6 protein-coding genes and 1 tRNA gene are annotated in these 15,925 nt (G+C 71.7%); 5 read left to right on the forward strand and 2 right to left on the reverse strand.

Annotated elements, in window-relative coordinates:
• On the forward strand, positions 1–8,644 hold an 8,644-nt coding region (locus EJK91_RS21910; protein WP_444850833.1), incomplete at its 5' end, for a hypothetical protein.
• Positions 8,645–8,793: 149 nt separating this feature from the next.
• Here EJK91_RS21910 and EJK91_RS18330 read toward each other — a convergent pair.
• Positions 8,794–9,420: a GNAT family N-acetyltransferase gene (locus tag EJK91_RS18330; protein ID WP_046191211.1), complete on the reverse strand. Its 627-nt coding sequence runs from the start codon at positions 9,418–9,420 to the stop codon at positions 8,794–8,796.
• Positions 9,421–9,634: 214 nt separating this feature from the next.
• Positions 9,635–10,603, reverse strand: a complete 969-nt coding sequence (locus EJK91_RS18335; protein ID WP_046191214.1) for an NAD(P)H-quinone oxidoreductase — start codon at positions 10,601–10,603, stop codon at positions 9,635–9,637.
• A gap of 222 nt (positions 10,604–10,825) precedes the next feature.
• Here EJK91_RS18335 and EJK91_RS18340 point away from each other — a divergent pair, with 222 nt between their 5' ends.
• From EJK91_RS18340 to EJK91_RS18370, 4 genes are all read left to right on the forward strand, one after another.
• Entirely contained in the window at positions 10,826–11,737 is a 912-nt protein-coding gene (locus EJK91_RS18340) for a MarR family winged helix-turn-helix transcriptional regulator (RefSeq protein WP_241178744.1), read from the forward strand.
• A gap of 321 nt (positions 11,738–12,058) precedes the next feature.
• A complete protein-coding gene (gene gjpA / locus EJK91_RS18345) occupies positions 12,059–13,138 on the forward strand; it encodes an outer membrane porin GjpA (protein ID WP_046191212.1) in 1,080 nt (359 codons plus the stop codon).
• Between the two features lie 135 nt (positions 13,139–13,273).
• On the forward strand, positions 13,274–15,634 hold the full coding sequence (locus EJK91_RS23020; protein ID WP_164518018.1) for a PGRS repeat-containing protein: 2,361 nt from the start codon (positions 13,274–13,276) through the stop codon (positions 15,632–15,634).
• A gap of 100 nt (positions 15,635–15,734) precedes the next feature.
• A tRNA-Ser gene (locus EJK91_RS18370) sits at positions 15,735–15,824 on the forward strand.
• The last annotated feature ends 101 nt before the right edge of the window (positions 15,825–15,925 follow it).

A 15,925-nucleotide genomic window follows, 5' to 3' on the forward strand; every position in this document is an offset into this window, starting at 1 on the left:
CGGTCAGATTCTGATCGGTAATGGTGCTGACGGTATTGATGGTGGGACGCTGGCGCAGGCTGCTGGTGGTGCTGGTGGTTTGTGGTTCGGTGATGGTGGTGCTGGTGGTACGGCTGCTGATGGCACTGGTGGTGTTGGTGGTTCGGCGGGCATGTTCGGCGATGGTGGCGCCGGTGGTGCGGGTGTTGATGGTGGTGACGGTGGCGCCGGTGGTAACGGTGGCTGGGGGATGGGTATCGGCGGTGATGGTGGTGCTGCGGGTGCTGGTATCGCTGGTGGTGCCGGTGGTGTTGGTGGTGCCGGTGGTGATGGTCTTGGGTTGGCGTTCGGTTCGGGCGGTAATGGTGGTCTTGGTGGCGATGGTGCGGTGGGTGCTGCTGGGGCGGCGGTTGGTGCTGGGCTGAATGGTCTTGCCGGTGCGAATGGTGGTGCTGGTGGTAATGGTGGTGCCGGTGGTAAGGGTTCGTGGCTGATCGGTTCCGGTGGTAAGGGTGGTGCCGGTGGTGCTGGTGCCGATGGTGGTAACGGTGGCGATGGCGGTGACGGCATCGACGCCACCGCACCGGGCGCCGATGGCGGCGCGGCCGGTAACGGTGGTAACGGTGGTGCCGGTGGTGCCGCGGGTCTCGGTGGTGCGGCTGGCTCTGGTGGTCTGCTGGGCTCGTCGGGTGTCGCGGGTGTTGGCGGCGCCGCTGGTGATGGTGGTAATGCCGGTGCCGGAGGCAACGGTGGCGCCGGCGCAGACGGCGATGGTGCGCACATCGATGGCGGCGCCGGTGGTCGCGGTGGTGACGCGGGTGTGGCCGGTGCCGGTGGTGCGGCTGCGCCTGGTGGCGCTGCGGGTAATGCGGGTACGGCGGCGACCGGTGGTGGTAACGGTGGTCGTGGTGGCGACGGCGCCGACGCCACCATCGCCGGTGGCGCCGGTGGTGCTGGTGGCCGTGGTGGTGACGGCGGTTCGCTGGGCAACGGTGGCGCCGGTGGTGCCGGTGGTGACGGTGCGGTTGGCGTGGCCGGACACACCGATGCCAACGGCAATGGCACCACGGGTCTGGCCGGTGGCGCCGGTGGTGTCGGTGGCGCTGGTGGTGCCGGTGGTTCGCAGGCCGGCAACGGTGGTGCCGGTGGTGCCGGTGGCCGCGGTGCCACCGGTGGTGTCGGCGGTGCCGGTGCCGACGGCACTGCGGGTCTGAATGCGGCCGCCGGTAGCGGTGACAACGGTGGCGACGGTGGTGACGCGACCAGCACGGCCGGCAACGGCGGCGTGGGTGGTGTCGGTGGCGACGGTGGTGCCGGCGGCACCTCGGCGCACGGCACCGCGGGTGCGCACGGTGTCGGTGGTATCGGTGGCGACGGTGGCGCCGCGGGGGCGACCGGTGTCGGTGGTAACGGTGGCGATGGTGCCGGTGGTGGTACCGGGGCAGCGGCCGGGAACGGCGGTAAGGGTGGCGCCGGTGGTGCCATCGGTAGCGGTGGCGCGGGTGGCGCCGGTGGTTCGAGCGGCAGCGGCAACCACGCGGCCTCGGGCGCGGCTGGCGCCGATGGCACCGGCGGCAACGGCGGTAACGGTGGTGCCGGTGGTGCCGGTGAGCTCCTGGGCGATGGCACCGTGCAGGCCGGTGGCCAGGGCGGCAACGGTGGTAACGCCGGGGCGGTCGGTGACGGCGGTAACGGTGGCGTCGGCGGTAAGGGTGCGACCGGCACGGCCGGGCACACGGACATCAGTGGTAACGGCACGGACGGCGTTGTCGGTGGGGCCGGTGGTGCGGGCGGCATCGGTGGTGCCGGCGGCACCACCGTGGGTAACGGTGGCGCCGGTGGTGCGGGCGGCGTCGGCGGCACCGGTGGTGCCGGTGGCCACGGGCTCGATGGTCAGGCCGGTGTCGACGCGGCGGCTGGCAGCGGCGGCGACGGCACGGTCGGTATCGGCGGCGGTGACAGTGGCAACGGTGGTGCCGGTGGTGTCGGTGGTCAGGGCGGTGCCGGCGGCACCGCGACCGCGGGCAACGCCGGCGCCGACGGCGACGGCGGCCAGGGTGGTACCGGTGGCGCGGCCGGTAATGCCGGCAATGGTGGTCGCGGCGGCGACGGTGCGGGTGGCGGCAACAACGCCACGGCGGGATCCGGTGCAGAGGGCGGTACCGGTGGTAACCGCGGCTCGGCTGGCGCCGGTGGTGCCGGTGGATGGAACGCGGACAACAGTGCTCAGGCGGACCAGGGCGCTGATGGTGCCGAGGGCGGCGGCGGCCACGGTGGCGCCGGCGGCCGCGGTGGAGACGGTGAACTGCTCGGCGGAACTGTGCCGCAGGCCGGCGGCAACGGCGGTGCCGGTGGTACGGCCGGTATCGGCGGCGACGGCGGTGTCGGCGGCGACGGCGGCAACGGCGCGTCGGGAATCAACGGAACGACGGTGGTCATCGATGGCACCGCGGGTGGTACCGGTGCCGTAGGCGGCAACGGCGGTGCCGGCGGTGCCGCTGGTGTGGGCTCGGGCAACGGTGGCGCCGGTGGTAATGGTGGCGCCGGTGGTAACGGTGGCAACGGTGGCGCAGCCGACGACGGTTACCTGCTGGACCTCGCGGGCGGCAACGGTGGAGCCGCCGGTGCGGGTGGCGCGGGCGGCACCGGTGGTGCCGGCGGTACCTCGGCTGAAGGCACCGGCGGCCAAGGTGGCGCCGGTGGTACCGGCGGCAACGCGGGCACGGCGGCCGTCGGCGGTCAGGGCAGCGGCGGCGGTGGCGGCGCCAACGCCGGTGCCGGTGGCAACGGCGGTGACGGCGCCCTCGGCGGCGCAGGCGGCCAGGCCGGCGTGGGTGGCGTCGGGGTCGACGCGGGCGCGGACGGGGCCACCGGCACCGATGGCATCGCGGCCGACGGTGCCGATGGCGGTCGCGGAGGCGACGGATACGGCCTGATCAGCGGGACGAACACCGGCCAGGGCGGCGGCAACGGCGGCCAGGGTGGCAACGCCGCCGCGGTCGGTAACGGCGGAATGGGTGGCACCGGCGGCGCCGGTGCGACGGTAGACGGTGTCACCGGCAACGACGGACACGGCACCGACGGAGCGGTCGGTGGTATCGGTGGCGACGGTGGCCTGGGTGGTGCCGGCGGCAGCATTTCGGGTAACGGCGGCGCGGGCGGCTACGGCGGTGTCGGCGGCCAGGGTGGCGCCGGCGGTGCGGGCGCGGACGCCACGGTGGCCGACACGGCCGGTGGTAACGGCGGCAACGCCGGGGCCGGCGGCGCGGGCGGCAACGGTGGCCAGGGTGGCGCGGCCACCAATGGCACTGGTGGCACCGGTGGCAACGCCGGCATGGGTGGCAATGGTGGCGTCGCCGGCGCCGGCGGTAAGGGCCTCGGCGGCGGCGGTGCGGCGACCGCGGGGAACGGCGGTAACGGCGGCAACGGGGCCGACGGTGGAGCGGCAGGCCAGGCAGGCCTCGGCGGTGCCGGCACCACCAACGGCGCGGATGGCTCCACTCGCCCCGACGGCATTGCCAGCGATGGCGGCGTCGGCGGCCAGGGCGGCGCCGGCGTGGGTCTGAGCGGCGGAGTCGGCCAGGGCGGCGGTCATGGTGGCGCTGGTGGTAACGCGGCTTCGATCGGCAACGGTGGTGCCGGTGGTGCCGGTGGTGTTGGTGCGACCGTGGACGGGATCACCGGCGGCGACGGCAACGGGACTGCGGGAGCGGTCGGTGGCGTCGGCGGCAACGGCGGCACCGGTGGTATCGGTGGCTCCACGTCGGGCAACGGTGGCGCCGGCGGCAACGCCGGTAAGGGCGGCAACGGTGGTGCCGGTGGCGCGGGCGCGGACGCAACAGTGGCCGACGCCGCGGGCGGCAACGGTGGGAACGCCGGTGCTGGTGGCCAGGGTGGTGTCGGTGGCCAGGGCGGTGAGGCACTGGCCGGTATCGGCGGCGCCGGCGGCGCCGCGGGCGACGGCGGTAACGCTGGAACGGCGGGTGCTGGTGGTAAGGGCCTCGGTGGCGGCGGCGCTGCCAACGCAGGCGCGGGCGGCGCGGGCGGTGCCGGTGCCGACGGCGCGGCCGCGGGCACCGCGGGAGCCGGCGGTGTGGGCACCGATGGCGACGGCGCGGACGGCAGCGGTGGCGTGGCCGGTATCGGCAGCGACGGTGGTGCCGGTGGCCAGGGTGGCACCGGCGCGGGCCTGATCAGCGGCACGGACACGGGCCAGGGTGGCGGCGCAGGTGGGCACGGCGGTAACGCGGCGTCGGTGGGCACCGGTGGTGCCGGCGGCAACGGCGGTGCCGGTGCGGCTGGTGAAGACGGCGTCACCCTGAGCGACGGCAACGGCACCAACGGCACCCACGGTGGCGTCGGTGGTGCGGGCGGTGTCGGTGGTGCCGGCGGAACGAATGCCGGCAACGGCGGTGCGGGCGGCCAAGGTGGTGTAGGTGGCGCCGGCGGTAACGCCGGCCACGGTGCCAACGGCGTCAGTGGCGCGGTCGTAACCCCGGGCAGTGGTGCCTCCGGCGCGGACGGGACCAACGGCGGCAACGGCGGCGTCGGCGGTAACGGCGGTATCGGTGGCAACGGCGGTGCCGGTGGCGCGGCCAACCACGGCTCCAGTGGTGCCGACGGTTCTGGTGGCGCCGGTGGGAACGCCGGTAATGCCGGCAACGCCGGCAACGGCGGCCGCGGTGCCGACGGCGCCGGCGGCGGCACGGGCGCAGTGGCGGGCTCGGGCGGTGACGGCGGCAACGGCGGAGTCCGCGGCACGGCGGGCACGGCCGGTGCGGGCGGCTGGAACGCCGGCCACACCTCCCAGGCAGCCGGAGGTAACGCCGGTACCGCGGCTATCGGCGGCAACGGCGGGGCAGGCGGCAAGGGCGGCACCGGCGTGCTGCTCGCAGATGGCACCGCTCAGCTTGGTGGCGCGGGCGGTGACGGTGGCAATGCCGGACCCGTGGGTAACGGTGGCGCCGGCGGTAACGGTGGCGCCGGCGCCGCGGGCGCAACCGGCTCGACGGCTCTGGCCAACGGCGGAACCGGTGGTAACGGCGCCGCCGGCGGTAACGCGGGCAACGGCGGTAAGGGCGGCTCGATCTCCGGCAACGGCGGTCAGGGCGGTGTCGGCGGTGCCGGCGGCAACGGTGGCGCCGGCGGCGCAGGTGTGCAGGGCCTCGCTGGCACCGACGCCGCCGCGGGCAGTGGCGGCAACGGCGGCGACGGCACCGATGGCGGCAACGGGGGTAACGGCGGAAACGGTGGCGCTGGCGGTGCCGGCGGTAAGGGCGGCGGCGCGACCAACGGAACGGCCGGCCTCAACGGCAGCGGTGGTATCGGCGGTAACGGCGGCGCCTCCGGTCAGGCTGGTGACGGTGGCCGCGGCGGCAACGGTGCTGGCGGCGGCATCGAAGACACCGCAGGACACGGTGGTAACGGCGGCGCCGGTGGCGACCGCGGTACGGCCGGTTCCGCCGGTAAGGGCGGCCTGAACGGTGACGGTGTCACCTACCGGTCCGACGGTGCGGCCGGCGTGGTCGCCGGCGGCGGCAACGGTGGTGTCGGTGGTGCCGGCGGAAACGGCGCAATGCTCGCCGACGGTGTGACCGGCCAGGCAGGTGGCTACGGCGGTAACGGTGGCGCGGCCGGTGCGATCGGTACCGGCGGTGCCGGTGGTGCCGGCGGCCGTGGCGGCAGCGGCCTGGCCGGTGGCACCGACATCGACGGCAACGGCACTCTCGGTGGCAACGGCGGCGTCGGTGGCCATGGCGGTAACGGTGGCGCCGGAGGTACCACGTCGGGCGCCGCAGGTGCTGGCGGTGCCGGCGGTACGGGCGGTAGCGGCGGCAATGGTGGCGACGGTGTCATTGGCTTGGCCGGCGACACTGGCGGCAACGGCGGCCAGGGCGGTAACGCGGCCTCCGGTGGTGCCGGTGGCCAGGGCGGCGCGGCCAGCAATGGCGCCGGCGGCGTCGGTGGAGCAGGCGGTAACGCCGGTAACGCCGGTAACGGTGGTGCGGGCGGCCACGGCGGCAACGGCGGTATCGACGCCGCTGCCGGAAACGGTGGCATCGGCGGAGACGGCGGAAACCGTGGCCTCGGTGGTGCCGGCGGCGCCGGCGGCATCGGCCAGGGTGGCGCTCAGGCTGGCGACGGCCAGGACGGCACCAACGGCTCCGGCGGTGACGGCGGTGCCGGCGGTAACGGTGGTGCCGGCCAGACCCTGGGCGACGGCTCGGCGCAGAACGGTGGTTCCGGAGGTAAGGGCGGTAACGCCGGCGTGATCGGCACCGGTGGCGCCGGTGGTAACGGCGGCGTCGGCTCGGCCGGCGTCGATGGCGGCACCGACATCAACGGTAACGGCACGGCCGGCACGGCCGGCGGCCACGGCGGCAGCGGCGGCCAGGGTGGTGCCGGTGGTACTGAGGCGGGCAACGGCGGTGTCGGCGGTGCCGGCGGTGCCGGCGGTAGCGGTGGCCACGGCGGCGCCGGCGACAACGGTGCCACCGGGACCAATGCGGCGGCCGGCAGCGGCGCCAACGGTGGCAACGGTGGCGACGCCACCAGCACCAACGGTGACGGCGGCGCCGGTGGTAACGGCGGCAGCGGTGGAATCGGCGGCGACGCCACCAACGGCAACATCGGCGCTGCCGGGGCCGGCGGCAAGGGCGGCGCCGGAGGCAACACCGGCGACGGCGCCAACGGCGGTAACGGTGGCGCTGGTGCCGGCGGTGGCAGCGGCACGATCGCTGGCTCCGGTGGTAACGGTGGCCAGGGCGGCACCGCTGGCACGGCGGGCCAAGGTGGCACCGGCGGAATCGGCGGAAACGGCACGGCTGCTGCCGACGGCCAGGACGGCCTGGTGCTCGGCGGCAACGGCGGTGACGGTGGCCACGGCGGTAACGCTGCACTCGGCCAGACCGGCGGTAACGGCGGTGCCGGTGGCGCGGCCGGCACGATCGGACACGGCGGCATCGGCGGTGACGGCGGCGCTGGATCCAACGGTGTGGCTGGCGGCACCAGCGGCGTCAATGGCACCGACGGTACGGCCGGTACGGCCGGCGGCAACGGTGGTGTCGGTGGTGCCGGTGGCTCCATCTCCGGTGACGGTGGCGCCGGTGGCCGGGGCGGTATCGGTGGTGACGGTGGCGCCGGCGGAAACGCCGCCAACGGCACCGCGGGAACCAACGCCACGGCCGGAACCGGCGGCAACGGTGGTGTCGGCGGTGACGCCACCGGCGCGGCCGGGGCTGGCGGGGCCGGTGGTGCCGGTGGCCAAGGTGGCGCCGGCGGTACGGCAACGGTTGGCAACAACGGTGCGGATGGGTCAGGCGGCCATGGCGGTAACGGCGGCAAGGGCGGTAACGCCGGTGTCGGCGGCCGCGGTGGTGACGGCGCGGGTGGCGGAACGAATGCCGCAGCCGGTACCGGCGGTAAGGGCGGTAACAGCAGCAGCACTTACGGCGCCGGCGGCGCGGCCGGCGCCGGCGGTCTCGGTGGCGACGGTGTGACCCAAGCCGACAGCGGCGCCGCAGGTAACCACGGCGCCGTCGGCGCCGGTGGCACGGGCGGTAACGGCGGCAATGGCACGACACTGGGCAGCGGCCTGGCGCAGGTCGGTGGCAACGGCGGCACCGGCGGTAGCTACACCGGCGAGTACGGCAACGGTGGTGCCGGGGGTAACGGTGGTACGGGTGCCAACGGCACGTCGGGTACCAACGCCGCCAACGGCGCCGGCGCCGCCGGCGGTAACGGTGGTAACGGCGGTGCGGCCGGCCAACACGGCGACGGTGGCGCCGGTGGTAACGCCGGCAAGGGTGGCAATGCCGGAGCCAACACCTCGGTCGCCGCGAACGGCGGCACGGGTTCCATGCCCAAGGACCCGAACGGTAACGCTATGGCCGGTGGCGCCGGCGGCGACGGCGCCAAGGGCGCCACCGGGTTTGCCGGTGGAGCGGGTGGCACCGGCGGTGTCGGCGGTGCGGGCGGCACGGTGACCGGTGACGGGGGCAAGGGCGGCCTTGGCGGCAGCGGCGGGATCGGCGGTACCGGCGGTACCGGTGGTAACGGCGGCACCGGCGGTGCCGGCGGCGCGGGTGGCCTCGGCTTGCCCGGGCGTACCGGCGGTACCGGCGGCGTCGGCGGTCAGGGCGGCGACGGTGGCGTCGGCGGCGCGGCCGGTCAAGGTGGCGCCGGTGGTGTTGCGCTGGGCGTTGGAAATGCCGGTGAACACGGCGCCGGCGGTCTCGGCGGTCAGGGCGGCACCGGCGGGAAGGCGGGTACCGGTGGCACCGGCGGTGCCGGTGGTGCCGGCTACAACGGCATCGTCGGTCAGGGCACCGGCGGTGGCGGTACCGGTGGCAGTGGCGGTGCCGGTGGTACCGGTGGCACCGGCGGCCAAGGCGGCGCCAACGCCGACGGCACCCAGGCTCAGGGCGGCGCCGGTGGCATGGGCGGCAAGGGCGGCAACGGCGTCAACGGTGCCTCCCGACCCAGCAAGTCCAACTGGGCGGGCGGGGGCGGTGATGGTGGCCAAGGTGGTGCCGGCGGAACCAATGGTGACGGTGTCGCCGGTAATGCGGGATCCAATGGTGTCGCTGGCACGGCCGCCGGTGCTGGCAAGGGCCCGGCCGGTGTGGGCGGCGCCGGCGGCGCCGGTGGCACGGGCGCGCCCTAGCCAGACGCCGGGCAGGGCGTAAACGGATGAATCCCCGGTCCGACACTTCGGTGTCGGGTCCGGGGATTGTCATTGGTTGCAGGGCGACTGGGCAGCATCGAAAAGGGCGGTGACGGATGACGATCCGTCACCGCCCTGGCCGTTGGTGTTTAGGGCGTAGCGCGATGGCCTGGGATATCCTCCGGTGTCCGGGGCCAGCAGAACAATGCGATTCTCTGATCCCACTTCACCATGTAGTGCTCGCCGAGGAACGGCATGCCTATGTGCTCCCAGAACAGCCGTCCATTGGAGCCGTCGGCCTGGGGATCCGCCATGATCCGTCGGCACTCTGGATCGGCCTCGAATACGCTCCGAGCCAACGGGCCTAGGATGTTGGTGGCGTGTCCTTTCCTGAGTGCGCCGACGGAGGCCATCGCGCCGTGCAAGCCCACGTCGTGGGGATGGGCGTCGTAAACGGTCGCGATGTCATCCTGTGCAGCGCGGTACAACTCCATGTAGCCGATGGGCTCGCCGTGTAGAAGCCAGATGTATGGCCGTGCGTAGTTGCCTTCGAATTGGACCTCCAGATGGCGGCGCCACTGGTCGGGCGGGTAGTCGTAGCCCCAGGTCTGGGCCAAATGCGGTCGATTCATCCACTCCGAGATCATCTCGGCGTCTCTGTCCGGATCAGCGAAGCGAGTGCTGTAGGGCTCGTCCAGTATCGGCAGCGGAGGCGGCGGTATCGAGAGGACGTAGTCGCTGAGACCACTACGTTGCCGCGGCATCTGCGCACTCATAGCGCTCCCGAATCCGTTGGGGCACGACCGGTTCCGGCAACCATGAAAAACTCCTCCTGGAGATCCGTTGACGGCAGCGCCGTCGACAATTGGCTCGCCAATGATGCTACGTTGCCTGGCGAAGATCAGCGACGAATATGCGCCCTGACGCCCGAAAAGGCGGATAGGCCTTCGTGTTCGGCACTATGGCTGTGATGCCACGCACGTTCGGCGCCTAGACGGTCAGCACAACCTTCCCCGTCACCTCACCCGATGACAGCATCCGGTGTGCCTCGGCGGCCTGCGTGATGGGCAGTCGCGCACCGATCACCGGCTTGATCCGGCCGTCGCCGAGCATCGGCCAGAGCTCGCTGGTCACCGCGGCAACCACCGTGCCCTTGCTGTGCGGCCCTTCCACCGGCCGGCCGCGCAACGCGGTGCCGATCACCCGGGCGCGCTTGGAGATCAGCTTGCCCAGATTCAGCTCGCCTTTGACCCCGCCCTGCATCCCGATAACCACCAGCTGGCCGTCGTTGGCCAGCGCATCGACATTGCGGTCCAGGTAGGCCGCCCCCATGATGTCCAGGATCACGTCGGCACCGCCGGCCTCACGCACCCGCGCCACGAAGTCCTCGTCGTGATAGTTGACGGTGATCTCGGCGCCCAGTTCACGACAGAACGCCAACTTGGCCCCGGATCCGGCGGTGACGGCCACCCACGCCCCGAGCTGACGTGCCACCTGAATGGCGTGGCTGCCCACGCCGCTGGCTCCACCGTGTACCAGCAGCAACTGGCCCTCGGACAACCCAGCGGTCAAGACCAGGTTCGACCAGACGGTGCAGGCCACCTCCGGCAGGCCGGCCGCATCCACCAGATCCACCCGGTCCGGTATCGGCAGCACTTGAGCAGCCGGAACCGCCACATATTCGGCGTAGCCGCCCCCGGCCAGCAAGGCACAAACCTGTTGTCCGACCGACCAGCTGGTCTCCTCGTCTCCCACCGCGGTGATGACGCCGGACACCTCCAGGCCGAGGATGTCGCTGGCCCCGGGTGGGGGAGGGTACTTGCCCGCCGCCTGCAGCAGATCGGCGCGGTTCACCCCGGCCGCGGCCACCCGAATGAGCACCTCGCCCGGGGCCGGTTGCAGATCGGGGACCTCTCGCCAGGCGAGGACGTCGGGGGATTCGGCGATGATGGCGCGCATGTCCGACACGCTACTACCGGCCTGAGGCGGCCGAAAACGATCAGAAGCCCCAAGTACGTCGCTTAACATGACGCTGTGCAGCGCCATGATCGCCGCCGGACGGGGAGTGATTTACCCGGCTTGGATCTCGCCGAACGTCGAGCATGGCAACACTATTTGGAAGCCGTGCTGCGATTCGACGCGGCGCTCAACCGGGCGCTGACCGTGGATCATCAACTGTCGGTGATCGACTTGCGGGTACTCGACATCCTGGCCAAGTCCACGGACGGGTCGGCCCGAATGGGTGATCTGGCCGACCTGTTGGGCGCTTCTCGCCGTCAGATGACAACGCGAATCGACCGTCTCGGGGAGCGGGGACTGGTGCGCCGCGAGCCCGATCCGCAGGACAAACGGGGCGTCGTCGCGCTTCTCAACGACGCTGGAAGGGCGATCATCGCCCCGGCGATCATCAGCTACGCGCAAACCGTGTCGACTCACCTACTCGGTTCGCTGTCGACTCGGCAGGCCAGCACCGTTGCGGATAACTGTTGGCGCATCAGCGAGGGACTGCGGCTTTCCGAACTGCGGCGCGCATTGGTCGAACCAGGCCCGTCGATTCCCGTTCGCATTGATACTCAAGCCTTTCCGGAGGCACCCACGTGTTATCTGCCGGGCGTCGACGACGCCGGGAAGCGTTGCTGGCACCAGTTCATGTCGTCGTCGGCGACGCTGTTCCCGGTCGTGAACGATCGGTTGGTCGAGGCGATCCAGCTCGCCCTGATCGACATTCTGCTGTTGGATCTGATCGCGAAATCGCCTGGCGGATCAGCGCCGATGAGCGTGTTGGGCAAAGCGTGTGCACTGCAACCCAGTCGACTGACCCAGCAGATCAGCCGCCTGGAGTCCGACGGGCTGGTGCGCCGCGGCCCCAGCCAAGGTGATCGGCGGCGCGTCGTTGTCACTATCACGCCGCACGGTCGTGTGCGGTTGGGACCAGCACTTGCCTGCTACGCCAAAGAAATTCGCAGTCACTACTTGGGCCCGATGTCGCGCCAGCAGGCTATCGCCCTGGGCGATGCGTGCCGTCGGATCAGCTCGCCTCTCAAAGCCAATGCCGGGCAATCGGCCCGGTCAGATCGCCCGAGTTCGCTCTGAGTAGTCACTAGGACCCATTGTGGCTCCCAGTGTTCTCACAGTTTGCTGAAGTCGGGCAGTGTGGTTCTGCTTGGGGGACAACCGGAATGGTTACCGGCTGGTAATTACCGCTTGAAACAGTTGAGGCCCCGGTAGTCGCCGATGAGTGACTTCCGATTGTGGCGTTGACCAGGGAATTTGATCTCGGTCGAAAGGTCCCGGCGTGCCGCCACGTCAAACGTCTTCGTGGATAACAACGTTCGATTAGAGACACTTAGCCCTCGCTTAGTTACGTTCAGCGCTGTTCAGTGCCTCACCAATCCATCTGCCGAGGAGTTCCCCTTGCACGCCACCGTTCGCCCCTATGCCACCGCTGGCGTGGCTCTGGTCGGAGCCAGTCTCGTCGCCATCACCCCGGTGTCCGCGCCGTTGCCTGTTCTGCGGGATGTCCAATCCCACGCGGTGGCATTGACGGGGGCGTTCCAGGATGTCCTCAGTGCCGCCTCGGCGAATGTCACGACCATGCTCAACAACTGGTACCTGGCGCCCGGGGTGGGGATGCAACAGTTTTGGGCCAACCAGATGGACTACGCCGACCGGCTGCTCAACGACCCGTCGAGCTCCACCAACGACGTCAACGAGGAGATTCAGAAGCATCTGAATGCGGTGATCTCGGGCTGGGCGCTGCAGAACGAGACCGACGCAACGCATTCCACGGTGCTCAACCACACGATGGACGGCACCCATGCGCTGATGTTCGGCCAGATCGGCGGCTACATCCCTGCCGATGTCGATGCCAGCCAGATCATGCCGATCATCGACTACCTGGGATCGCCGGCAAGCGCCGTGCTGATGGGCATGATCGGGCCGGGCATCAGCCCGTGGGTGGCGCTGCTCAACAGCATCACCGACCACGACAGCCTGGGCGACACCCTGATCAACATGGGCGGCGCGTTCTTCAACGGCGCCACCTTGAACCTGGACGCCCTGCTGCCGATGATCAACGGCTTCGGGGTGTTTCCGGCCGGAATGAACATGGATCACCTGGACATCGCCTTCGGTGGGCTGCTGTCGCCGGGCGCCGTTGCGGTCGGCCCGTATCAGGTGCTCGGCCCTGGCGGCGAGGTCGCCGCCTCGGTGCCCGCAGTGGGTGGATCGATCTTCCAAAGTGTCGGTATCGAATTCAGCGGGGTTCCGGTGCTGGGCACTCTCGATCTCAACAGCGCCGGCATCGGACCGATCGCGGCCTGGCAGGCCTGGGGTCAGACCGTCGGCGCGCTGCTCGGGTCGGGCTGGGACGGCAAGGGCCCGGTCGTAGTCACTCCGCCGTTGGCCGGTGCGGAGCTGCCCCTGCTTGATGACGGCGGCTCCGGCGCCGCAACTGATGCGTTCGGCTGGCTGGGCGACCTGCTCGGGCTCTGATTCCCCTAAACCATTACTTCCCAACTCTTCAGAGAGGTCCCGCTCACGATGAACCGTCACCACACCAGCCCGTGTCGCCACCGCCGCACGATCGGCGCCGTTGGCGCCGCCGGTGCGTTCCTAGCCTTCGGAATGGTGCCGCTGAGCGTGGCGCCGCCGGCTCAGGCCGATGAATTCGACTGGATCGCTGATCTTTTCGATCCCTCCGCGTGGCTGGTACCCGAGCCGGCCGACGCGGGCACCTTCGACTGGACCACCATGCTGGATCAGTGGTTCTACGAGCCGATGCACACCTCGATGGAGAACTGGATCAACAGTGACCTCGGGGCGATGGTCAACGGCTGGATCAACACCTCAGCCGGGCAGTTCCTGATCGGTGACGGTGCCGATGGCACCGAAGCCAATCCCGATGGTGATAACGGCGGCTTGTGGTTCGGCGACGGTGGAAACGGTTGGGACAGCACCGAAGCCGGGGTGGCCGGCGGCAACGGCGGCAATGCGGCCGGCTGGTTCGGCGATGGCGGCACCGGTGGTGACGGCGGCGCGGGCGCCAATGGCGGTGACGGCGGCGCCGGCGGCACCTGGATGGGCAACGGCGGACACGGCGGTGCCGGGGGTGCCACAGCCGATGCCCTGGGCAACGGCGGAAACGGAGGAAACGGCGGCAATGCTTCTGCGTGGTTCTTCGGCAACGGTGGAGACGGTGGTCTAGGCGCGGCCGGGGCAGCGGGTGCTGCGGGAACCTACACAGGCGGCGGTGACGGGAACGGCACCGGCGGAGGCAATGGCGGCAACGGCGGCAATGGCGGGCGCAGCAGCTTCATGTTCGGCAACGGCGGCAGCGGTGGCAACGCCGGCGACGCCGGTGATGGCGGCAACGGCGCCACCGGAACCCTCGATCATGTCGACGGCGGCAATGGCGGTAACGGCGGCTGGAGTGGTGGTAGCGCGGGCGCGGGAGGGGGACGCGGGTCGAGCATCTACACCAGCCCCATGTACGGGCACGCGGGACAGGCCGGTATGGCCGGCGACGGCGGCGACGGGGGCGCCGGCGGCAACGCCTACCAAGACGCCACCGGCCACTACCTCGGCAACGGCGGCAACGGCAGCTACGGTGGCGACGCCGGTACCGGTGACGGCGCGAACGGTGGTAATGGCGGCAGCGGCGGTATCGGACGCAACGGCGGCGACGGCGGCGACGCCGGCGGTAACTGGAACTACACCTCCGGGAACGCCGGTAACGGTGGCAACGGTGGAGACGCCACCGCCGGCCAGGCCGGCAACGGCGGTGAGGGCGGCTACACGTTGGGTGGCGCCAGCGGCAGTGGCGGTAACGGCGGTAATGGCGCCACCGACGACGCAGGCGTGAAGACCATCGGCGGCAATGGCGGTAATGGCGGCTTCATCGGAGGCAAGCTCGGCGGCGGGGTCGGCGGTAACGGCGGCACCGGCACCTACGCCGGGGGTAACGGCGGTAMCGGCGGAGATGGCGGCGGCAATGGCGGCAACGGCGGCACCAGCACCGGCTGGAACGACGGGACCGGCACCATCTGGAGTCGAGGCGGAAATGGCGGTGCTGGCGGCTCCGGCTTCATCGGCTACGGCCCCGTAGCCGGCGGTGCTGGGGGCGCCGGCGGGGCTGGCGGTGACGGCGCCACCGGCGCCGGGGTGGTCAGCGTGGGCGGCAACGGTGGTAGCGGCGGTAGCGGCGGAGGTACCTCCGGTGGGAGCGCGGCCGGCAATGGTGGCAGCGGTGGTAGCGGCGGCAGCGGTACCGCCTCGGGCGGCAATGGTGGTACTGGTGGTGCCGGCGGAACCGCGTCTATCCCCTTTACCGGCGGCGAAGGCGGTATCGCCGGGAACGGTGGCGCCGGCGGTGCCGGTGGCGACAGCGGCGGCGCCACGATGCCCACTGACAACCCCTACGGTGTTGGCCCAAGCCACGCCGGCAACGGCGGTGACGGCGGTAGGGGCGGATCTGGGACCATCGGCGCCAGCGGCAGCGGCGGTGCCGGCGGCACCGGTGGTAATGCGCAGGGCACCGTGAACGCCGGCAATGGTGGCAACGGCGGCGCCGGTGGTGCGGGTTCGGTCGGCGCGCCCGCAGCCAATCCCGCACACGGGCCCGGCGGTGACGGCCGCGACGGTGGCACCGCCGGCAACGGCGGCCTTGGCGGCGCCGGCGGTACCGCGGCCTCCGGCAACGGCGGCAGCGGCGGCACGGGCGGCGCGGGCGGCACCGGCGGCGCCGGTAGCAGGGGCGGCAACGGCGGCACCGACTCCAGCGGCAACACCCTGCCCGGCGGCAACGGCGGTGACGGTGGAACCGGCGGCAATGGCGCGGCCGGCGGCGCGGGCGGCACCAGCACCAACGGGTCCAACGGCGCTCATGGCGCGGCCGGGGCGGCCGGCTCGGGCGGCTCCGGTGGCGCGGCCGGTACCGGCACCCCGCCGGGACAGCCCGGCACCACCGGTAGCAGCGGCCAACCTGGCTGACCCGGTGACGAGCTGACGCAGACTCGCACTAAAGGCGCCGTGCGCGTGCGAGTTTGCGTCTGCTCGGGAGCACTGACCCGGCCAAGGTACGATTTCCCGCGGTGGCGTGGCAGAGCGGCCTAATGCACTCGCCTTGAAAGCGAGAGACGGCTAACACCGTCCGGGGGTTCAAATCCCTCCGCCACCGCCATTTTTCGCATCCCATGTACACCGGGTTAGGCGGAGTCCGTCCGCGGGCACCTCACCGGTGACCGCAGTCGCGTGTGGCCGGATACCGTGCAACCCCGCCCT

This window comes from Mycobacterium sp. P7213 (assembly GCF_900604305.1).
Classification (GTDB): domain Bacteria; phylum Actinomycetota; class Actinomycetes; order Mycobacteriales; family Mycobacteriaceae; genus Mycobacterium.

What these genes read in the sequence shown, in the direction of transcription:
- EJK91_RS18330 (WP_046191211.1), bottom strand. Translation starts at nt 9,420, where the DNA reads ATGAGTGCGCAGATGCCGCGGCAACGTAGTGGTCTCAGCGACTACGTC.
- EJK91_RS18335 (WP_046191214.1), bottom strand. Translation starts at nt 10,603, where the DNA reads ATGCGCGCCATCATCGCCGAATCCCCCGACGTCCTCGCCTGGCGAGAG.